Source organism: Nonomuraea sp. NPDC049655, assembly GCF_044465465.1.
GTDB lineage: Bacteria > Actinomycetota > Actinomycetes > Streptosporangiales > Streptosporangiaceae > Nonomuraea.
Map to the genome: position 1 here is coordinate 274,540 of NZ_JBITLS010000016.1, position 19,474 is coordinate 294,013.

A 19,474-nucleotide genomic window follows, 5' to 3' on the forward strand; every position below is an offset into this window, starting at 1 on the left:
GCCGTGAACACTTCTAGGGCCGGGGCACGCGGGTCGAGCGGAAGTAGCGGTCGCGGGCGAGCTGGGTGAAGGCGCGGGCCGCGCCCGGATCGGAGTCGAAGCTCGTGTTGCCGCGCGGCGCCTGCGGCGAGTCGAAGTACAGCAACGCCTTGATCTGCGGATACCGCTTGATCTGTCTCAGCACCGACTCGAAGAAGCGCCGTTTGAAGGCCCGGTCGGCGGGCCGCTCGAAGACCCCCCACTCGGCCACCATGACCGGCTTGCCGGGGAAGCGGGCCTGCATCCACCGGTAGAACCCCGGCCAGCGCCCGTACTCCTTGCGGGTCTTGTTCACCAGCCCGTCGAAGTCGCGCACCCGGTCGTCGGCGTACGGGTCCATGGCCACCCAGTCGACCACGTCGTCACCGGGGTAGAGATCCTCGAACCAGGGCTTGGCCGCCCAGTTCGGCGCGCCCATGTACGTCATGACGGTCACGGCGTTCTTCACCCCGCGCTCGCGCAGCCTGAGCACGACGTGCCGGAACATCGCCGCGTAGTCGCTGGCCTGCATGCCCGACCCCGAGCGGGCGTCGACGTCGTTCTCCGGCTCGTGGTGGAGGGTGAGGAAGAACCGTTCGGGAAAGGTGCGCCTGAGGTGGTCGGCCAGGCGGTCGATCCGCCGGTCGAGGGCGCCGTCGGCGATGTCGGCCCAGGTGCGGTCGAGCGACGGCTTCCAGTTGATCATGAGCAGCCGGGGCCGGCCCGGGTCGCGGGCCAGGCCGATCTCCTGCGGGGTGGGAAACAGCTCGCTGCCGCGATGGTAGACGTGCAGCACGTCGGCGCCGGCGCCCATGCGCGACTCGGCCCCGCGCAGCGCCTCGGCCACCGGAGCGCCGGTGAAGACCTCGGGCGCCACGCCCCACCAGGCGCCACAGGAGGGGATGAGCCTGGCGGTGACCGCGCAGGAGGGCGCGCCGGCCAGCTCGGCCGTGCTGGTGTCGACCCGGGCGGGCGTGCCCTCGGCCGTCGAGCAGGCGGCCAGGAGGGCGAGCACCGCGCAGGTGATTGCGGTTTTCGTCGCGAAAGACGCGAAGTGACACTTCATCGCGAAAGACGCGAAATGAGAAAAGCCCCGAAGCTGCAACGCCTTCCAACCCCCTTGTCGACGGACCCCCGCCTATCAAACCTGAACCTTGCCATGCCATTCCTCGAACTTCAGCCAGTGTGCTCGTCTGCCCAGCTCACCACCCACGACCCGGCACCCGCATTTTGTAGAAATATCCATTTAAAAAGGGGCATCTTCGCGGCCGTACCGGAAAAAATCTTCAGTATTCGACTTGGGTAATATCCGTCCGGCCTATAGTGGGCGCACACTGCGCCGAGTGACGCAGCGTTGCCCATCCGCGACAGCGCGCATCCCCTCCAGGAGACCGTCCCCATGAGCCCGTCGCCGGACTTCCAGGCGCGCCGTCCGGGCGCCGACCTGGACGAGCACCTCTCCCTGCTGCGCAGGCGGTGGCTGCTGCTCGTCGGTTGCGTCGTGGTCGGCGGCACCGCCGGGCTCGCCCTGCTGCGGGTCACCCCGCCGGCCTACACCGCGATCACCCAGGTCCTGGTCACGCCCGTCGACGGTCAAGACCAGGGCAACCAGGTGAGCAACCGGCAGCGCGAGCCGCTCAACCTCGACACCGAGGCCCAGATCGCCCAGTCGGCGGTCGTCTCGGCGCGGGTCGCCCAGGCCCTGCGGATCACCGCGCCGCAGCCGGTCGAGGTCTCCGTCCCGCCCAACTCGGCCGTGTTGTGGGTCTCGGTGACCGACGCCGATCCCGTGGCCGCCGCCGCGCAGTCGCGGGCCTACGCCGACGCCTACCTGGCCAACAGGCGCGAGAGCGCGCAGGCCGCGATGGCCGAGCGGCAGCAGGCGGTGCTGGCCAAGCTCAAGCAGGTCAACACCGGCCTCGACGCGGCCATCAAAGAGGTCGGCCGCCTGCCCAAGGGCAGCGCCGAGCACGCCATCGCCACCCAGCGCCAGAGCGTGCTCAACCGGCAGGCCGCCAGCCTGACGCTCAAGTACGACGCGCTGCGCACGATCGCGGTGACCCCCGGCTCGGTCATCAGCGAGGCGCTGCCGCCGACCCGGCCGAGCTCACCCAGCCTGCCGCTCTACCTCGGCACCGGCCTGATGGCCGGCCTGCTGCTCGGCGCGGCGGCGGCCTACGCCCGCGACCGGCTCGACACCCGGCTGCGCACGGCCGCCGACGTCGAGCGGCTGACCGGGCTGCCCGTGCTGACCGACCTGTCCGCCTCCCGCGAGCACGGCGTGCTGCACGAGCTGGCCTGCGCCGTGGTCGCGGCCTGCCCCGGCCAGCGGCTGCTGGTCCGGTCGCTGCCCGCCGACCTCTACGCCTCCTCGCTGGCCGAGCCGCTGGCCATCAGCGCGCCGCTGTCGGTGCTCGACGGCTCCGACGTCCGCGACCTGGCGCGGGCCGACGCGGCGCTGCTGCTGGTCGGGCTGGGCCGGGTCACCTCGCCGGAGGTGACGGCGGCCGCCCGCCATCTGGAGCGGCACGACGTGCCGGTCGTCGGCGTGGTGACGGCGACCGACGCGGTGCCGGAGTTCGTCCCGCTGCTGGAGCCGCGCACCCACACCTCGCTCGGCAAGCTCGTCGCCACCGGCGAGCTGGAGGTGAGCCTGGCTGCCGAGACCACGCCCATGCAGTCGTTCCACCACCGGCAGCGCAAGCAGCCGTGACAGGACCAGCCTGGCCGATCGCGGCGCTCCTGCTCGGCTACCCGATCTGGTGGGCGCTGGGGTTCGGCGGCCTGTCGGTGATCGTCCTGGCCGTGCCGATGGCGGTGATCCTGTGGCGGCGCCGGCCGGTCCGGGTCCCCCACGGGTTCGGCCTGTGGCTGCTGCTGCTGGCCGGCTACCTGCTGAGCGCGATGATGCTGGACGAGCTGCCGCCCGGCACGTACGGCGGGTTCAGCGCCGGCCGCCTGATCGGCTGGGCCATGCGCCTGGCCCTGTACGTGTCCGTCCTGGTCATGGTGCTCTACCTGGGCAATCTGACCGAGCGCGAGCTGCCGCAGCTGCGCCTGGTGCGCTGGCTCGGCGTGCTGTTCCTGACGACGGTCGCCGGCGGCCTGCTCGGCGTCCTGGTCCCGCACTTCGCCTTCACCTCGCCGGTCGAGCTGCTGCTGCCGGGCTGGATCAGCGAGAACTCCTTCGTCCAGAACCTCATCCATCCCACGGCCGCCCAGACCCAGAAGGTGCTCGGCTACTCCTCCCCCCGGCCGGAGGCGCCCTTCGAGTGGGCCAACGCGTGGGGCAGCAACGCGTCGGTGCTGCTGATCTGGTTCGTCGTCGGCTGGTGGACCTACGGCGGGCGCCGGCGCCGGGTGCTGGCGGTGCTGGTGATCGCCCTGGCCGCGGTCCCGGTCGTGTACTCGCTCAACCGCGGCCTGTGGATCGGGCTCGGGCTGGCCGTGGCGTACCTGATCGTGCGGGTGGCGGGCCGGACCAGGGTCGTGCTGTGCGGGGCGGTGGCCGCCGGGCTGGTGGTGTTCGCGCTCAGCCCGCTGGCCTCGGTGTTCGCCCAGCGGCTGGACAAACCGCACTCCAACGACGTCAGGGCCTTCACGATGACCGCCACGGTCGCCGCGGCCCGCCACTCGCCGGTCATCGGCTACGGCAACACCCGCAACTCGCTCGGCAACCACCGCTCGATCACCACGGGCAAGACCCAGTGGTGCGCGGCCTGCGGGCACCCGCCGCTCGGCAGCGACGGACAGCTCTGGCTGCTGCTGATCACCCAGGGCTTCACCGGGGCCGCCCTCTACGTGGCCTTCTTCCTCGGCGCCATCCGCCGCCACTGGGCCGACCGCTCCCCGATCGGGCTGGCCGGGGTGCTGGTGATGGGTCTCGTGCTGCTCTACATGTTCGTCTACGACGGCCTGGTGACGCCGCTGAGCCTCTATCTCATCTCCTTCGCCCTGCTGTGGAGAAACGCATGAAGGACGCCTCCGCGCGGCTCGGATACCTCCGCGAGACCGTGCGCCTGCTGTTCCCCGGTACCGGGTCGCCGCGGCCGTACTCGGTGCTGCCGCACCGGGTGCTGCCCCGCCGGCTGGCCCCGCGGCGCTGGTGGCACGTGGGGGGCGCGGTCACCGTGCCGCTGGAGGGGTCCGTGGCGGCCTATCTGGGCGAGGTCTTCGACGCGCCCGTGGAGGTCGTGCTCCACGTGCGTCCGGCGTTGCGGCCCAACCGCAAGCCCGTCCTGGAGGCCCGTACCGGAGGGCGGCTGCTGGCGTACGTGAAGGTCGGCGACAGCCCGCTCGCCCGCGAGCTGGTCGGCCGCGAGGCGGCCGCGCTGCGCGGGCTGGCCGCGGCGCCGCTGAAGACCGTGGTCGTGCCCGACGTGCTGCACCACGGCGAGTGGCGCGGCCTGCCCGTGCTGGCGCTCTCGCCGCTGCCCGTACGGCGCCGACGGGTGCCCCCGGCCCTGCTGCACGCCGCGATCATGGAGATCGCCACCACCGGCGGTCCGGTCCCGGCCTGGCACGGCGACCTGTCGCCGTGGAACATCTGCCCCTCCGCCGACGGCCGGGTGCTCGTCTGGGACTGGGAGCGGTACGAGACCGGCGTCCCCTACGGCCTCGACGCCGCGCACCATCTCTTCCAGCGGGCCCTGCGCAGGATGGACCCGCCCACGGCGGCCCGCGCCTGCGTGGCCAGGGCGCCCCGCGAGCTGGCCCCGCTCGGCCTGTCGTCGGCCGAGGCCAGGCGGACGGCGCTGCGCTACCTCATCGTGCTGGCCGACCGGCACGCCGCCGACGGCCACTGCCCGCTCGGCCCGCCCGAGACCTGGCTCAACCCGGCCGTCGACCACGAGGAGCTGCTGCCATGAGGACGATGAAGCGGCCGGTGCTGTCCTTCTCGCGCCTGGCGGGCCGGTTCACGTCGGGCGCGCGGGTGCTGCCGTCGTTCCTGATCGTGGGGGCGCAGCGGTGCGGCACGACCTCGCTCTACCGGGCGCTGGCCCAGCACCCGCTGCTGCTCAAGCCCGTCCTGCACAAGGGTGTCCACTACTTCGACGTCGGCTACCACCGGCCGATGGCCTGGTACCAGGCGCACTTCCCGCTGCGCGCGGGCGCGGCGCTGCTGGCCCACCGGTACGGCGGCCGCACGCAGGCGTTCGAGTCGTCCCCCTACTACCTGTTCCATCCGCTGGCCGGTGAGCGGATCGCCGCCGACCTGCCCGGGGTCAAGCTGATCGTCCTGGTCCGCGACCCGGTCGAGCGGGCCTGCTCGGCGCACGCCCACGAGCTGGCCCGGGGCTTCGAGTCCGAGTCGCACCTCGAATCCGCCCTTGAGCTGGAGGCCGAGCGGCTGGCCGGGGCCGAGGAGAGCCTGCGCGTGTCGCCGTTCGCCGAGCACCACGCCCACCGCCACCACGCCTACCTGGCCCGCGGCCGGTACGCCGACCAGCTCGACCGCCTCGAACCGCTCTTCGGCCGCGACCGGATCCTGGTGCTCGACAGCCACCGGTTCTTCGCCGAGCCCGAGACCGCCTACGACCGCGTGCTGGAGTTCCTGACGGTGCCGCACCTGGGCTATCCGACGTTCGAGCGGCACAACGGCCGGCCGCTGCCCCGGCCCGTGCCCCGGGTGCTGGAACAGGCGCTCAGGGACCATTTCGAGCCCTACGACGCGCGGCTGACGCGCTGGCTGGGCGGTGAGCCGTCGTGGCGCCGGTGATGGTCCGGCGCGGGATCGCCGGGCTGACCGGGGCCGGGGTGAGCGCGCTGGCGCAGTTCCTGGTGGCCGTGGTGGTGACCAGGGCGTTCAGCCCGGCGCAGGCGGGGGCGTTCTTCAGCGTGACGGCCCTGGCGCTGATGGCGGCAGGCATCGCCAAACTGGACGCCGGCAACGGCCTGGTGTACTTCATCGCGCGGGCCAGGACGTACGGCTATCGCGGTATCTCCGGATATTTCCGGGCGGCCATGGTGCCGTGCGCGCTGGCCGCCTGCGCGGCCGGGGTGCTGCTGGAGCCGCGCATCGGGCTGCTGGCCTGGGCCCTGCCGGTCATCGTGCTCGGCGACATCGCGCTGGCCGCCACCCGCGGGTTCGGCTCGATGCGGCCCACCGTGCTGCTGGACGGCGTGCTGCTGCCCGCCGCGCAGCTCGTGCTCGTCACCTGGGCGGCGCTCGCGCACGCGCCGCAGTGGCTGCCGGCGGCCTGGGCGCTGCCCTTCCTGCCGCTGCTCGTGCTGGCCCTCGCCGACCTGCGCGGACGGGCGCCGCGCACGCCGTACCTGCCGGGGACCGGGCGTGACCTGTGGCGGTACACCGCGCCACGGTCCGCCGCGGGCGCCATCCAGGCGGTGTTCCAGCGGCTGGACATCGTGGTCGTCGCCCTGCTCGGCGGGCCGGCCCAGGCCGCGGTCTACACGGCCGCCACCCGGTTCCGGGTCGTCGGGCAGCTCGCCAACCAGGGGCTGGCGCAGGCCGTGCAGGAGCGGCTGGTCCGGGCGCTCGCCGACGGGGAGCTCGGGCGGGCGCGCGAGCTGTACCAGGCCACCACGATCTGGCTGGTGCTGCTGACCTGGCCGGTGTGGCTGGGCTACGCCGTCCTCGCGCCATGGCTGCTGCGCGTCTTCGGCCCCGCGTACGGCGCCGCCGCCCCCATCGCCCTCGTCCTGGCCGGGACCATGCTGGTGGCCTCCGCCTGCGGCATGGTCGACGTCGTCCTGACCGCCGCCGGCCACACCCTGGCCAGCCTGCTCAACCTGCTGGCCGCGGTCGCCTGCACGGTCGCGCTCGACCTGGCCCTGATCCCCTCCCAAGGGGCGTTCGGCGCGGTCGTCGGCTGGTCGGGCGGGGTGATCGTGAAGAACCTGCTGCCGCTGTGGCAGCTCCACCACCGCTACGGCCTGCGCCCGTTCGGCCGCCACACCCTGCCCGCCCTGCGCCCGCGCACCTGGGCGGCGGCCGCGTGACCGCGCCCGTCCTGGTCACCGGCCTGCCGAGGAGCGGCACGAGCTGGGCCGGCAAGATGCTCACCGCCGGCGGCGGCCTGGTCTACGTCAACGAGCCGCTCAACCCGCAGCACCCGCCCGGCCGCTGCCCCGGCGTGCTGCGGGCCGAGGTCGCCCACCGGTTCCAGTACATCTGCGACGACAACGCCGCCGACTTCCTGCCCGCCTTCCGCGACACGGTCGCCCTGCGCTACCACTGGCTCGCCGAGCTGCGCGCCAACCGCTCCCCCTACGACCTGGCCCGGCTGGCGCGTTATGGCACCGCGTTCACGTTCGGCCGCCTGGCCGGGCGGCGGGCGCTGCTCGACGACCCGTTCGCGGTGTTGTCGGCGGGCTGGTTCGCCCGGAGGCTGGGGTGCGCGGTCATCGTCCTCGTCCGCGATCCGGTGTCGTTCGTGGCGAGCTGGCGTCGTCTCGGGTGGCGGTTCGACGTCGGCGACCTGCTCGGCCAGCCGCTGCTCGTCCGTGACCATCCCGGGCTGCTGGGCCTGCATCGGCTGCTCGGCTCCGCCGACGACCTGGCCACGACCGCCGCTCTGTGGCGGGCCGCGCGGTCGGTGCTGGCCGCCACGCCCGGCGTCCTGGTCGCCTCGTACGAATCGCTGGCCGAGGATCCGGTCGCCGGTTTCCGGGGTCTCTACGCCCACGCGGGGCTGCCGTGGTCACCGTCCGCCGAACGCCGGATCGTCCGGGCCTGCACCACGCCGTCCCGCCGGTCGGCGGCGTTCGCGTGGTCGGGGTTGTCCCGTACGGCCTTCCGTCCGATGGACTCCCGTCACGCCCTCGCCACGGCGGTCCGGGGGCTCACCCCGGCGGAGGCGGCCCGGGTCCGGGCCCTCACCGCCTGAGCCTGGTCAGCAGGCAGCCGGCGAGCAGGCGTACCGCGAAGGGGAGGTCGTCCACGAGGTAGCGCCGCGCCAGCCGGCCGGGCTCGCTCATCAGCCGGAACGCCCACTCCAGCCCGGCCCGCCGCATCCAGCGCGGCGCCCGCTGGACCGTGCCGGCGGCGAAGGCGATGGCCGCCCCGCAGCCCACGAACCACGCCTGCGGCAGCTCCTCGCGCAGCTCGGCGATGAGCAGATCCTGCCGGGGGAATCCCAGCCCGACGAACACCAGGCGGGGCCGCGCCGCGACGACCCGGCGCCGCACCCGCTGCCTCCCCTCCGCCGTGTCGTCGAAGTGGTACGGCGGCGCGTGCACCCCCGCCACCTTCAGCCCGGGACGGCAGCTCCTGAGCTCGTCGGCGGCCAGCTCGGCCACCCCCGGCGGCCCGCCGAGCAGGTAGACCGGCCAGTTGCGGGCCGCGGCCACCTCGCTGAGCGACCAGATCAGGTCGGCGCCGGTGACCCGTTCGGGCAGCGGGGTGCCGAGCAGCCTGGCCGCCCACACCAGCGGCATGCCGTCGGCCACCACGATCTCGGCCGAGCCCACGAGCTCCTGGAGGGCGGGGTCGCGGGCGACGGCCCGGCAGATGTCGACGTTGGGCGTCACGATGCGGCCGCCCCGTCCGGCCGCGGCCTCGGCCGCCACCCAGCGCACCACGTCGGCCTCGGTGACGACGTCCAGCCCGACGCCACCGACCCGCACGCGCTCCCCGGCACGTCCTCGACGCCCGGCCTCGGCGGGCCCGCGACCCGCCGGGCGCTCGGACGGGAGGGTGCGGGCAACCCCAGGCTCGGCGCCACGGCCCCGGCCGACCACGGGCGACCCGGCCGCGCGGACCCGCGCGGACTCGGCGGCATGCCCGGCCCCCGGCGCGGAGGTCCGGGCGGACGCGGCCTCGGCGGCATGGCCGCGGGCGGGCGGGAAGTCGGAAGCGGGGTTCGGGGTGGACGGGCGCTGCCCGGGGACGGCGGGGACGCGGGTCCTGGGCGGGGTCATATGCCGTGCCCCCGTCCGTGCAGCAGCCCGAGCACGGTCGCGGCCGGGACGATCCCCGCCGCGACGGCCAGCGCGATCGGCGCCCGCGGCTCACCCGGCCGCGCCCCGAACGCGCGCACCGCCCACCGCACCGCCGCGCGCCGCCGCCCGAGCGCCGCGTACGCGAAGGCGAGCTGGCCGTAGACCCGCGCCGCGCCGCGCCGGTCGGCCGCCAGCTCGGGATGGCGGTCGAGCATCCAGTCGAGCCCGGCGATCCGGTCCGCCCAGCGGGCCGCGTAGTAGGACGAACCACCCCACCGCACGCGGACGAGCGGCCGGTCGACGTGCGTGATCGGCCGCCGCCGGGCCGCGCGCAGGGCGAGGTCCCAGTCCTCGTTCTGGCCCCCGGGGGCGCTCTCGTCGGCCCACAGGGCCCCGCGCCGGAACAGGAACGTCGAGGAGTGCACCATCACCATGCGCGACCGCAGGAGGTCGGCCGCGGTCACCGTGTCGGCGCCCGCGAGCCTGGCCACCCGGCGCCCCCCGTGTTCGACCTCGATGGCGCAGCTCGCGAACTCGCCCCCGGTGGCGGCCAGCGCCCGCGCCTGGGCGGCGAGCTTGCCCGGCAGCCACAGGTCGTCGTCGTCGCAGAAGGCGACGAGATCGGTGTCGAGGGCCGCGATGCCGGTGTTGCGCGCCCCCGGCAGCCCAGGGGCACGCCGGTTGGCCAGGACGGGCACGCCCAGCTCCGCCCCCGGGCGCCCGCGCCCGCCGTCGTCGACCACGACCACGGCCAGCCGCCCCGGATAGTCCTGGGCCAGCACCGCCGCCACGGCCTCGCGCAGCAGCTCGGGCCGGTCGCCGCGGGTCGGGATCACCACCCCCACGGACGGCGGCGCGCTCACGCGGCGACCTCCCGGTAGCCGTACCGGACGCGGAGGGGCCAGGTGAGCGCGGTGACCAGCCGCCGGTCGCGGACGGGCAGCCCCGCACGCCACGAGTCGTCGCACCGCAGCCGGATCCCCCCGACCTGGAACCGCATCGGATTGCCGGACGCGGTGTGCGCGGGCCCGAGCCGCGCCGTCGTGCCCTCCAGGAACGGCAGGCCGGGCACGTCGAGCCCGAGGAAGCCGGCCAGCGCGGTCAGCGTGGGCTCCGGGTCGGCGACCAGGTCCTCGTAGCGCACCCGGGTCACGCGGGCCCCCTGGCGGGCGAGGAGCTCAAGACCGGCGTTCTGGGCCGTCCAGTGGAGGGACGTGCGCAGCGGCCCCCAGCGGGTCATGGGACGCCCGTCCTCGGGCCGCTCGACGGTCCTGCGCCAGGAGTGGGCCACCGCCCGCGGATCCCGGACGACGTGCACGACGCGGACGTCCATGCCGGCCGCGACCAGGCAGTGGGCGAGGGAGGCGTGCTTGCTGGAGTCGATCACGACGGGCGCGCCGGTCGCCTCGTAGACCCTCCGGTACGCCCGCGCGTACTCGGCCAGGTCGGGATGCGCGATGCGCCCCATCCGGTGGGTGCGATCGACCCGCCGCCGCAACGCGAGCACCCGCTCGGCCACCGACGGCCGCCATCCGCCGAACGCCGCCCGGCCCACCTGCCGCCAGAAGTCGCAGGCGGCGAAGGCGGCGCCGCAGCCGCACGGCTCTCCGGCCAGCACGCCCCTCGACCACAGGTGGACCACCTCGCCGAGCGCCACGACGCCGGGCAGCTCGGCGAGCAGCCGCTCCAGCAGAGTGGTGCCACTACGGCCGAGGCCACCGAGGAAGATCACTCGGGTGGCGGATGCGCGGTCGGTCACAGGGGGAGGGCCTTCACACGTCGCCAACACGGAACGCGACGACCCTAGCGCGGAGGGTAATCAGATGGTCAGGAAACCCCGCAAAGATCTACCGAAACGGCGAACGGCCCGGCGTGGTGTCGCCGGGCCGTTCTGGGACGCTCAGCTGGCGTCGATGATCATGCCTGCGCCGACCGTGCCGTTGGTGGCCTCGTCCACGAGGATGAAGCCGCCGGTCAGCCGGTTGCGGGCGTAGTCGTCGACGAACAGCGGCTGGGTGACCCGCAGCGAGACCCGGCCGATCTCGTTCAGGCCGAGGGCGGTGGCCTCCTCGTCCCGGTGCAACGTGTTGACGTCGAGCCGGTAGTGCAGGTCGCGCACCAGCGCCCGCGCCGTGCGGGTGGTGTGCTTGATCGTCAGCTTGGTGCGCGGGGTCAGCTTGAGGCCGTCGGCCATCCAGCAGACCATGGCCTCCAGCTCCTGGGCCGCGTGCGGCTGGTTGTTGGGCCTGGCGATCATGTCGCCGCGCGAGATGTCGAGGTCGTCCTCGAAGCGCAGCGTGACCGACATGGGCGGGAACGCCTCCTCCACCGGCCCGTCGAACGTGTCGATCGAGGCGATCCGCGTGCTCAGCCCGGACGGCAGGTGGGTCACCTCGTCGCCCGGCTTGAGCACCCCGCCCGCGACCTGGCCCGCGTAGCCGCGGTAGTCGTGGAAGGCGTGGTCGGTGGCCTTCTGCGGACGGATCACGTACTGGACGGGGAAGCGCACGTCGACCAGGTTGCGGTCGGAGGCGATGTGCACGTTCTCCAGGTGGTGGAGCAGCGACGTGCCGAGGTACCAGGGCATGTTCTCCGAACGCGAGACGACGTTGTCGCCGTTGAGCGCGGAGATCGGGATGAACGTCAGGTCGCTCACGTTGAGCTTGGAGGCGAAGGAGGTGAACTCCTCCCGGATCTCCTCGAACCGCTCCTGCGAGTAGTCGACCAGGTCCATCTTGTTCACGGCCAGCACCAGGTGCGGCACGCGCAGCAGCGAGGTCAGGAACGCGTGCCGGCGCGACTGCTCCAGCACGCCCTTGCGCGCGTCGATGAGGATGATCGCCAGGTCGGCCGTGGAGGCGCCGGTGACCATGTTCCTGGTGTACTGGATGTGGCCGGGCGTGTCGGCGATGATGAACTTGCGCTTGGGCGTGGCGAAGTAGCGGTAGGCCACGTCGATCGTGATGCCCTGCTCGCGCTCGGCCCGCAGGCCGTCGGTCAGCAGCGACAGGTCGGTGTACTCGGTGCCGCGGTCGCGGGAGGTGCGCTCGACCGCTTCGAGCTGGTCCTCGAAGATGGCCTTGGAGTCGAAGAGCAACCGTCCGATGAGGGTGGACTTGCCGTCGTCGACGCTTCCCGCGGTGGCAAAGCGGAGAATGTCCATCAGAAGTAGCCCTCTCGCTTGCGGTCCTCCATGGCGGCCTCGGACGAGCGGTCGTCGGCCCTGGTGGCCCCCCGCTCGGTGATCCGGGTGGCCGCGATCTCCTCGATGATCTCCTCGACCGTGGCGGCCGTGGACTGCACGGCGCCGGTGCAGGTCATGTCGCCGACCGTGCGGTAGCGCACGACGGCCTCGAACAGCGGCTCGTCGTCGCCGCGGGACACGACGTCGGAGTCGGGCAGCAGCATGCCGTCGCGCTCGAACACCTTGCGGGTGTGCGAGAAGTAGATCGAGGGGATCTCGATGCCCTCACGCCGGATGTAGTCCCAGATGTCGAGCTCGGTCCAGTTGGACAGCGGGAAGACCCGGATGTGCTCGCCCTTGCGGATGCGGGAGTTGTACAGGTTCCACAGCTCGGGGCGCTGGTTCTTCGGGTCCCACTGGCCGAAGTCGTCGCGGAAGGAGAACACGCGCTCCTTGGCGCGGGCCTTCTCCTCGTCGCGCCTGGCGCCGCCGAAGACGGCGTCGAACTCGTGCTCCTCGATCGCGTCGAGCAGCGTGGTGGTCTGCAGGCGGTTGCGCGAGGCGCGCCGGCCGGTCTCCTCGACCACCCGGCCGCTGTCGATCGACTCCTGCACGCTGGCCACGATCAGGCGCGCGCCCAGTTCCTCGGAACGGCGGTCGCGGAACTCGATGACCTCGTCGAAGTTGTGCCCGGTGTCGACGTGCATCAGCGGGAACGGGATGGCCGCAGGCCAGAACGCCTTCTCCGCGATGCGGAGCATGACGATCGAGTCCTTGCCGCCGGAGAAGAGCAGACACGGCCGCTCGAACTCCGCCGCCACCTCGCGCATGATGTGAATGGCCTCGGCTTCGAGTACGTCGAGCTGCGACGTCGTGTAGTCGCGCTGGAGCATGGGCGCTTCCTCCGGCGGTTAGCGATGCAGGTCCCGAATTCCGGCGAGCAGGGATGTCGCCAGCTCCGGTAGGGAAACCAGGATATCCGGTAGTGACGGGTCGGCTTGGTTGTAGGTCAGCTCCGAGCCGTCGACGCGGCTGGCGAACGCCCCGGCCGCCTGCGCGACGGCGACGGGGGCCGCGGAGTCCCACTCGTACTGGCCGCCGGCGTGCACGTACGCCTCGACCTCGCCGGTGAGCACCGCGGAGATCTTCGCCCCCGCCGAGCCGATCGGCACCAGGTCGGCGCCCAGCAGATAGGCCAGCTTCTGGACGAACTCCGGCGGACGGGTGCGGCTCACCGCGATGCGGAAGCGGCCCTTCTCGAAGGCCGGCAGGGCGGGCGGCTCGGCGGTGGTCAGCGTACGGCCCTGCGCGGGCAGCGCCACGGCGCCCGCGGTCAGCTTGCCGCGCTCCCACAGCGCGACGTGCACCGCCCAGTCGGCCCGGCCCTCCTCGGCGAACTCGCGCGTGCCGTCGAGGGGATCGACGATCCACACGCGCTCGGCGCCCAGCCGGCGCGGGTCGAGCCGCTCCTCGCGGGTGGCCTCCTCGGACAGGACACTGTCACTGGGACGCAACCGTGCCAGCGCCTCCATGAGGAACACGTGCGCGGCCCGGTCGCCCTCCGCGCGCAGCGCCGCGGAGTCGCCGAACCCGGTGCGCTCGCGAACCTGCAGCAGCCTCTCGCCCGCCTCCGTCGCCAGGTCGCCGGCCACGGCGTGGTCGTCGCGAATCGTCATCAATATGCTCCTTGCCCGCGGGCGACGGCCGACCAAGTCTTCCACAGGATCTGCAGGTCCAGCGTGAGGGACCAGTTCTCCACGTAACGCAGGTCGAGACGGACGGATTCCTCCCACGATAGGTCAGATCGCCCGCTCACTTGCCACAGTCCGGTAAGCCCCGGACGCACCAGAAGCCGTCTGCGCACGTCGTCACCGTAGCGCGCCACCTCCTCCGGAAGCGGCGGGCGGGGGCCGACGAGCGACATGTGTCCGAGCAGCACGTTGATGAGCTGGGGCAGCTCGTCGAGGGAGTGGCGGCGCATCAGCGTGCCGAGCGGCGTGACGCGCGGATCGTTGCGGATCTTGAACAGCACGCCGTCGTGGTCGCTGACGAGAGTGATCTTCTGCTGCTCCGAGCCGCGCCGCATGGTACGGAACTTCAGGATCGTGAACGGCCTGCCGTCCTTGCCGATGCGGGTCTGGCGGAACAGCGCGGGCCCCGGGCTCGTGCCGCGCACGGCCACGGCCAGGGCCACCAGCAGCGGCGACAGCAGCACCAGCAGCGCGGCGGCGACGACGCGGTCGAAGACGTTCTTGACCAGTTGCCGGGCGCCGGTCAGCTCGGGGTGCTCGACGTGCAGCAGCGGCAGCCCGGCGGCCGGCCGGATCATCGTGCGCGGGCCGGCGACGTCCATCAGGGCGGGGGCTACCACCAGCTCGGTGTGGGTGCGCTCCAGCCGCCAGGCCAGCCGGCGCAGCGCGTCGCCGTCCATCTCGGGGCAGGCCAGCACCGCCACGGTGTCGGCGCGCACCTGGTCGACGACCAGCGGCACGTCGCCGAAGTCGCCCGCGACGGGCACCTCGGTCAGCACCCCGGGCGGCTCGCCGTAGGGCAGGCAGGCGGCCACGACGTCCATGCCGTGATGGCGTTCCCTGCGGAAGAGGTGGACCAGCTCGGCGACCGAGGCCGGATGGCCGACCGCGACCACCCGGCGCATGCAGGCCCCGGCCGCCCTGCGCCGGTTGAGCGAGCGCCGCAGCAGGTAGCGGGCGACCAGCGTGAGCAGCGTGACCAGGGGCAGCGCGAGTACGACGTAGCCGCGCGCGACGTCGGTCTTGGTGACGTACGAGCCGATCGCGGTGGCCGCGGTCAGCGCCACGCCGGCGTGCACGACGCGGCGGAACTCCTCGGAGCCGACGCCGATCATGCGGGGCTCGTAGGCCCGGTTGAGCGCGACCGCGCAGATCCACACCCACGGCAGCGCCACGCTGACCAGCAGGTACGGCAGCACGTAAGGGGTGAACCCGCCGAACCTGCCGCAGAAGGCGGCGGCGGATCCGATGCCCGCCCCGCACAGATCGCCCACCACGGCACGGAACCGGTAGGAACGCATCCACGCCGGAGTCACCGGGCTGACCCGCCACGAGAGGGCCTCGCCGGACTTCACGGGCTCTCCTGCCTCACTCCGTGAGGCGGCCTCGGTCGCCAAATGCCGTCTTCCCCCGCTCCGCTCCCGCCGTCGCTCCGGGCGGTGGCACGCCTCTGTGTGCCCGTTCCCGAACGGACAGTCACCGATGCTAGCCGCGCGTGCGGCGCGACAGGCGGCGAACGGTTCTATGCGGCGATCAGCGCGGAGGGCCGGAAATGTGCAGATCAGCCCGGTGGAAGTCGTTCTGGGTGGCTTCCAGGCCACGGGCCATGAGCGACTCGACGACGTCGGCGCCCCGGTCGACGAGGAAGGGCAGATCCTTGCGCTCGACGGTGGCGAAGTCGCGGAGCACGAAGGTGGCCGGGTCCATGCGGCCGGGCGGCCGGCCGATGCCGAAGCGCACCCTCAGGTAGTCGCGGGTGGCGAGGACCTTGGTGATGGACTTGAGCCCGTTGTGGCCGTTGTCGCCGCCGCCGAGCTTGGCCCGCAGCGCGCCGTAGGGGACGTCGAGCTCGTCGTGGACGACGATCAGCCGGTCGGGGCCGATCTTGTAGAAGTCGGCGAGCGCCTTGACCGGCCCGCCCGACAGGTTCATGTACGTCAGCGGCTTGGCCAGCACGGCCGCCCGCGTCTCCAGCACCTCGGACCTGCTCTTGTGCGCCTTGAAGCGCCCGCCGGCCCGCGCGGCCAGCTCGTCGAGCACCATGAAGCCCGCGTTGTGCCTGTTACCCGCGTATTCGGGCCCCGGATTGCCCAGTCCGACGATCAGCCAGCGGTCCATGTGCGCTCCCCTTACAGCGGAACGGGGGCGGCCTCGCGCCACCCCCGTTTTCGCGGTACGTGCTTACTCGGCGGCGGCCTCGGCGCTCTCGCCCTCGCCCTCGGCCTCGGCGGTCTCGCCCTCGGCGGCCTCGGCGGCCTCCGCGGCGGGCTCCTCGGTCGGCTTGGCGATGACGTGGAGGACCACGGCCTCGGGGTCGGCGGCCAGCGTGGCGCCCGACGGCAGGTCGAGCTGCGCGGCGGTGATCACGGTGCCGACCTCCATGCCCTCGACGTCGACCTCGACGCCGGTCGGGATGTGGGTGGCCTCGGCCTCGACGGCCACCGAGACGAGCTGCTGGTCGAGCAGGCCCTCGGAGTTGACGTCGCCGGTGGTGGTGACCGGGATCTCGACGGTGACCTTCTCGCCGCGCTTGACCAGGAGCAGGTCGACGTGCTCGACGAAGCCCTTGATCGGGTCGCGCTGCACGCCCTTGGGCAGGGCCAGCTCGTCGACGCCGTCACCCTGGAGGCGGATCAGCACGTTGGGCGTGCGGAGGGCCAGCAGCACCTCGTGACCGGGCAGGGTCAGGTGCTTGGGGTCGATGCCGTGCCCGTAGAGGACGGCGGGCACCTTGTCGGCGCGACGGATCTTGCGGGCGGCGCCCTTGCCGAACACCGTGCGCGGCTCGGCGGCGATACGTACTTCAGACATGACATCTCCTAGGGATGCAGAGATCGGATTGTGGCGCGCTCCCCCTCACCCGCCCTAGCGGAAGGCGTTACGAGCGCAACCCGTACAGCTTACTCGCTCAGGTGTCGCCCTCGAACAGGCTCGTGACGGAGCCGTCGGTGAAGACCTCGGTGACGGCGCGGGCGATGAGCGGCGCGATCGAGAGCACCGTCAGCTTGTCGAACCGCTTGGCCTCCGACAACGGCAGCGTGTTGGTCACGATGACCTCGGAGATGCGCGAGTTCTTCAGCCGGTCGACGGCGGGGTCGGAGAAGACCGCGTGGGTGGCGGCGACGATGACGTTGGTCGCGCCCTGCTCGTAGAGGGCGTCGGCGGCCTTGCAGATCGTGCCGGCGGTGTCGATCATATCGTCGATCAGCACGCAGGTGCGGCCGCTGACCTTGCCGACGACCTCGCTGACCTTCACGGAGTTGGCCACGTCGAGGTCGCGGCGCTTGTGGATGAAGGCCAGGGGCGTGCCGAGGGTGTCGGCCCAGCGCTCGGACAGGCGGACGCGGCCGGTGTCGGGCGAGACGACGGTCGTGTTCTCCAGGTCGAGCTTGTTCTTCAGGTAGCTCTCCAGGACCGGCATCGCGAACAGGTGGTCGACGGGACCGTCGAAGAAGCCCTGGATCTGCGAGGTGTGCAGGTCGATCGACATGAGCCGGTCGGCGCCGGCGGTCTTGAACAGGTCGGCCATCAGCCGGGCCGTGATGGGCTCGCGGCCGCGGCCCTTCTTGTCCTGGCGGGCGTAGCCGAAGAACGGCATGACCACGGTGATGCGCTTGGCCGAGGCCCGCTTGAGCGCGTCGACCATGATGAGCTGTTCCATGATCCACTTGTTGATGGGACCGGTGTGGCTCTGGATCACGAACGCGTCGCAGCCGCGGACGGACTCCAGGTAGCGGGCGTAGATCTCGCCGTTGGCGAAGTCGATCAGTTTGGTGGGGGTGAGTGAGACGCCGACGTGCTCGGCGACCTCTTCGGCCAGCTCTGGATAGGCCCGGCCGGAGAAGAGCATGAGGTTCTTCTCGCCCGGCTGTTTGATGCTGGTCACTGTTCGTTCTCCTGCTGTGCTCGCTCGGCCAGCGCCCGTTCGGCGGCGGCGGCCGACTTGGTGCCCGCGCGCTTGCGCAGGACCCATTTCTCGATGTTGCGCTGTCGCGCCCTGGCCACGCCCATCGCCCCTGGGGGTACGTCGCTGACGATCACGGATCCGGCCGCGGTGTTGGCGCCTTCGCCGATCGTCACGGGGGCGATGAGCATGGTGTCGCAGCCGACGAACGCGCCGTCGCCCACGGTGGTGTGGTGTTTGTCGACCCCGTCGTAGTTGACGAAGACGGTGGAGGCGCCGATGTTGACGTCTTCCCCGATGGTGGCGTCGCCGGCGTAGGTGAGGTGGGGCACCTTGGAGCGCTCGCCGACCTTGGTGTTCTTCATCTCGACGAACGTGCCCGCCTTCGACCTGCGGCTGAGCACGGTGCCGGGGCGCAGGTAGGCGTAGGGGCCGACGCTGGCCTCGGGGCCGATCTCGGCGTCGTCGCAGACCGCGTTGCGCACGACGGCGCGCTCGCCGACGCGGGTGTCGGTCAGCGTGGTGGCCGGGCCGACCTCGGCTCCGGCGCCGATGACCGTGCGGCCGTGGAGCTGGGTGCCGGGGTGGACGACGGCGTCGGGCCCGATCTCGACGCCCACGTCGACCCACGTGGTGGCCGGGTCGACGACGGTGACGCCGGCGCGCATGTGCTGCTCCAGCAGCCGCTGGTTGAGCACCTTGCGGGCGAAGGCGAGCTGGACGCGGTCGTTGACGCCCTCGACCTCGACGTAGTCGGCGGCCACGCAGGCGCCGACCCGGTGGCCGTCGCCGCGCAGGATGCCGAGGACGTCGGTGAGGTACTCCTCGCCCTGGGCGTTGTCGGTGGACACGCGCTTGACGGCGTCGGCGAGCAGCAGGCCGTCGAAGGCGTAGATGCCGGAGTTCATCTCCTTGATCGCGCGCTGCTCGTCGTCGGCGTCCTTCTCCTCGACGATCTCCAGCACGGCGCCGGAGGGGTCGCGGACGATCCGGCCGTAGCCGGTCGGGTCGGGCACCTCGGCCGTCAGCACGGTGACCGCGTTGCCGTCGGCGGCGTGCTTGGCCAGCAGCGTGGCGAGCGTGCGGGCCTGCATGAGCGGCACGTCGCCGTAGGTGACCAGGATCGTGCCGGCGATCGTGCCGACCTCTTCGAGCACGGTGCGGACGGCGTGGCCGGTGCCGCGCTGCTCACGCTGGACGACGGCGCGCGCGTCGGGGCTGGTGGCGGCCAGATGGCCGCCGACCTGTTCGAGCGCGTGGCCGATGACCACGATGAGCCGCTCGGGATCGAGGTCGCGGGCGGCGGCGAGCATGTGGTCGACCAGCGCGCGGCCGCACAGCTCGTGGAGGACTTTCGGGGTCTGGCTCTTCATCCGGGTGCCCTCGCCCGCGGCGAGGACGATGACGGCTGCCGGGCGCGGCACACTCACGGACTGAGGCTCCCTGTGACTGGACGGATCAGGGTCGTCGGCGCGGCTACCGCGCCGCAACCCTCCCGACACCGTGAGGATACCTGCCCGGTTCGGAACTCTCTCGCGCGGGGAGTCGCGGGATGGCTGTCAAGGCTCCCGGAAGAGGACTCGAACCCCTACAAAGTGGACCAAAACCACTTGTCCTGCCGATTAGACGATCCGGGACGGACCTGACGCCGTGGCGTCCGACACAGCCCCTACGATACCGAGCCCGCACGGGCGTATGCGCCCCCAATTCTCTCGC

The 19,474-nt window shown here is 72.5% G+C and carries 18 protein-coding genes and 1 tRNA gene; 6 read left to right on the forward strand and 13 right to left on the reverse strand.

Annotated features, from left to right (window positions below; translation table 11 throughout):
• Nucleotides 1–13: 13 nt before the first annotated feature.
• Nucleotides 14–1,033 (reverse strand): hypothetical protein, encoded by a 1,020-nt coding sequence (locus ACIBQ6_RS42095; RefSeq protein WP_358294530.1) that lies wholly within the window; start codon nt 1,031–1,033, stop codon nt 14–16.
• Between the two features lie 384 nt (nt 1,034–1,417).
• Between ACIBQ6_RS42095 and ACIBQ6_RS42100 the strand changes: the two genes are divergently transcribed.
• Genes ACIBQ6_RS42100 through ACIBQ6_RS42125 form a run of 6 tightly spaced genes read left to right on the forward strand, consistent with a single transcriptional unit; the run spans nt 1,418 to nt 7,865 of the window.
• Nucleotides 1,418–2,731, forward strand: a complete 1,314-nt coding sequence (locus ACIBQ6_RS42100; protein ID WP_397218583.1) for a Wzz/FepE/Etk N-terminal domain-containing protein — start codon at nt 1,418–1,420, stop codon at nt 2,729–2,731.
• On the forward strand, nt 2,728–3,993 hold the full coding sequence (locus ACIBQ6_RS42105; RefSeq protein ID WP_358294534.1) for a hypothetical protein: 1,266 nt from the start codon (nt 2,728–2,730) through the stop codon (nt 3,991–3,993). Before ACIBQ6_RS42100 ends, ACIBQ6_RS42105 begins: the two co-directional genes overlap by 4 nt.
• Entirely contained in the window at nt 3,990–4,886 is an 897-nt protein-coding gene (locus ACIBQ6_RS42110) for a hypothetical protein (RefSeq protein WP_397218584.1), read from the forward strand. Before ACIBQ6_RS42105 ends, ACIBQ6_RS42110 begins: the two co-directional genes overlap by 4 nt.
• Nucleotides 4,883–5,737 carry a sulfotransferase domain-containing protein gene (locus ACIBQ6_RS42115; RefSeq protein WP_397218585.1) on the forward strand — a complete coding sequence of 285 codons (855 nt, stop codon included), beginning with the start codon at nt 4,883–4,885 and terminating at the stop codon, nt 5,735–5,737. Before ACIBQ6_RS42110 ends, ACIBQ6_RS42115 begins: the two co-directional genes overlap by 4 nt.
• Nucleotides 5,725–6,978 (forward strand): lipopolysaccharide biosynthesis protein, encoded by a 1,254-nt coding sequence (locus ACIBQ6_RS42120; RefSeq protein WP_358294539.1) that lies wholly within the window; start codon nt 5,725–5,727, stop codon nt 6,976–6,978. Before ACIBQ6_RS42115 ends, ACIBQ6_RS42120 begins: the two co-directional genes overlap by 13 nt.
• A complete protein-coding gene (locus ACIBQ6_RS42125; protein WP_397218586.1) occupies nt 6,975–7,865 on the forward strand; it encodes a sulfotransferase in 891 nt (296 codons plus the stop codon). The genes ACIBQ6_RS42120 and ACIBQ6_RS42125 overlap by 4 nt, the downstream gene beginning before the upstream one ends.
• Here ACIBQ6_RS42125 and ACIBQ6_RS42130 read toward each other — a convergent pair.
• From ACIBQ6_RS42130 to ACIBQ6_RS42185, 12 genes are all read right to left on the reverse strand, one after another.
• Nucleotides 7,855–8,898 (reverse strand): WecB/TagA/CpsF family glycosyltransferase, encoded by a 1,044-nt coding sequence (locus ACIBQ6_RS42130; RefSeq protein ID WP_397218587.1) that lies wholly within the window; start codon nt 8,896–8,898, stop codon nt 7,855–7,857. The genes ACIBQ6_RS42125 and ACIBQ6_RS42130 overlap by 11 nt on opposite strands.
• The gene (locus ACIBQ6_RS42135; protein WP_397218588.1) at nt 8,895–9,782 is read right to left on the reverse strand and encodes a glycosyltransferase family 2 protein; all 888 of its coding nucleotides are present in this window, start codon (nt 9,780–9,782) and stop codon (nt 8,895–8,897) included. Before ACIBQ6_RS42135 ends, ACIBQ6_RS42130 begins: the two co-directional genes overlap by 4 nt.
• On the reverse strand, nt 9,779–10,678 hold the full coding sequence (locus ACIBQ6_RS42140) for a sulfotransferase family protein (RefSeq protein ID WP_397218589.1): 900 nt from the start codon (nt 10,676–10,678) through the stop codon (nt 9,779–9,781). The genes ACIBQ6_RS42135 and ACIBQ6_RS42140 overlap by 4 nt, the downstream gene beginning before the upstream one ends.
• Nucleotides 10,679–10,819: 141 nt before the next feature.
• Nucleotides 10,820–12,082: a sulfate adenylyltransferase subunit CysN gene (gene cysN / locus ACIBQ6_RS42145; RefSeq protein ID WP_352321986.1), complete on the reverse strand. Its 1,263-nt coding sequence runs from the start codon at nt 12,080–12,082 to the stop codon at nt 10,820–10,822.
• Entirely contained in the window at nt 12,082–12,996 is a 915-nt protein-coding gene (cysD, locus tag ACIBQ6_RS42150; RefSeq protein ID WP_352321984.1) for a sulfate adenylyltransferase subunit CysD, read from the reverse strand. Before cysD ends, cysN begins: the two co-directional genes overlap by 1 nt.
• An 18-nt stretch (nt 12,997–13,014) precedes the next feature.
• Nucleotides 13,015–13,779: a 3'(2'),5'-bisphosphate nucleotidase CysQ gene (locus ACIBQ6_RS42155; protein WP_352321982.1), complete on the reverse strand. Its 765-nt coding sequence runs from the start codon at nt 13,777–13,779 to the stop codon at nt 13,015–13,017.
• Nucleotides 13,779–15,155, reverse strand: coding sequence for a sugar transferase (locus ACIBQ6_RS42160; protein ID WP_397218609.1), 1,377 nt, complete (start codon nt 15,153–15,155; stop codon nt 13,779–13,781). Before ACIBQ6_RS42160 ends, ACIBQ6_RS42155 begins: the two co-directional genes overlap by 1 nt.
• A 232-nt stretch (nt 15,156–15,387) precedes the next feature.
• On the reverse strand, nt 15,388–15,972 hold the full coding sequence (pth, locus tag ACIBQ6_RS42165) for an aminoacyl-tRNA hydrolase (RefSeq protein ID WP_352353028.1): 585 nt from the start codon (nt 15,970–15,972) through the stop codon (nt 15,388–15,390).
• A gap of 63 nt (nt 15,973–16,035) precedes the next feature.
• Nucleotides 16,036–16,665 (reverse strand): 50S ribosomal protein L25/general stress protein Ctc, encoded by a 630-nt coding sequence (locus ACIBQ6_RS42170; protein ID WP_364337693.1) that lies wholly within the window; start codon nt 16,663–16,665, stop codon nt 16,036–16,038.
• Nucleotides 16,666–16,762: 97 nt separating this feature from the next.
• Nucleotides 16,763–17,740, reverse strand: coding sequence for a ribose-phosphate diphosphokinase (locus ACIBQ6_RS42175; RefSeq protein WP_352321976.1), 978 nt, complete (start codon nt 17,738–17,740; stop codon nt 16,763–16,765).
• Nucleotides 17,737–19,188 (reverse strand): bifunctional UDP-N-acetylglucosamine diphosphorylase/glucosamine-1-phosphate N-acetyltransferase GlmU, encoded by a 1,452-nt coding sequence (gene glmU, locus ACIBQ6_RS42180; RefSeq protein ID WP_358294557.1) that lies wholly within the window; start codon nt 19,186–19,188, stop codon nt 17,737–17,739. Before glmU ends, ACIBQ6_RS42175 begins: the two co-directional genes overlap by 4 nt.
• Before the next feature lie 135 nt (nt 19,189–19,323).
• Nucleotides 19,324–19,395, reverse strand: a tRNA-Gln gene (locus tag ACIBQ6_RS42185).
• Nucleotides 19,396–19,474 lie beyond the last annotated feature (79 nt).

Bases quoted from the DNA above. Each gene is read 5' to 3' on its own strand.
- ACIBQ6_RS42160 (WP_397218609.1), bottom strand. From the start codon at position 15,155: ATGCGTTCCTACCGGTTCCGTGCCGTGGTGGGCGATCTGTGCGGGGCG.
- ACIBQ6_RS42110 (WP_397218584.1), top strand. From the start codon at position 3,990: ATGAAGGACGCCTCCGCGCGGCTCGGATACCTCCGCGAGACCGTGCGC.
- ACIBQ6_RS42115 (WP_397218585.1), top strand. From the start codon at position 4,883: ATGAGGACGATGAAGCGGCCGGTGCTGTCCTTCTCGCGCCTGGCGGGC.
- ACIBQ6_RS42170 (WP_364337693.1), bottom strand. From the start codon at position 16,665: ATGTCTGAAGTACGTATCGCCGCCGAGCCGCGCACGGTGTTCGGCAAG.
- cysD (WP_352321984.1), bottom strand. From the start codon at position 12,996: ATGCTCCAGCGCGACTACACGACGTCGCAGCTCGACGTACTCGAAGCC.
- ACIBQ6_RS42130 (WP_397218587.1), bottom strand. From the start codon at position 8,898: ATGACCCCGCCCAGGACCCGCGTCCCCGCCGTCCCCGGGCAGCGCCCG.
- ACIBQ6_RS42155 (WP_352321982.1), bottom strand. From the start codon at position 13,779: ATGACGATTCGCGACGACCACGCCGTGGCCGGCGACCTGGCGACGGAG.
- pth (WP_352353028.1), bottom strand. From the start codon at position 15,972: ATGGACCGCTGGCTGATCGTCGGACTGGGCAATCCGGGGCCCGAATAC.
- ACIBQ6_RS42100 (WP_397218583.1), top strand. From the start codon at position 1,418: ATGAGCCCGTCGCCGGACTTCCAGGCGCGCCGTCCGGGCGCCGACCTG.
- cysN (WP_352321986.1), bottom strand. From the start codon at position 12,082: ATGGACATTCTCCGCTTTGCCACCGCGGGAAGCGTCGACGACGGCAAG.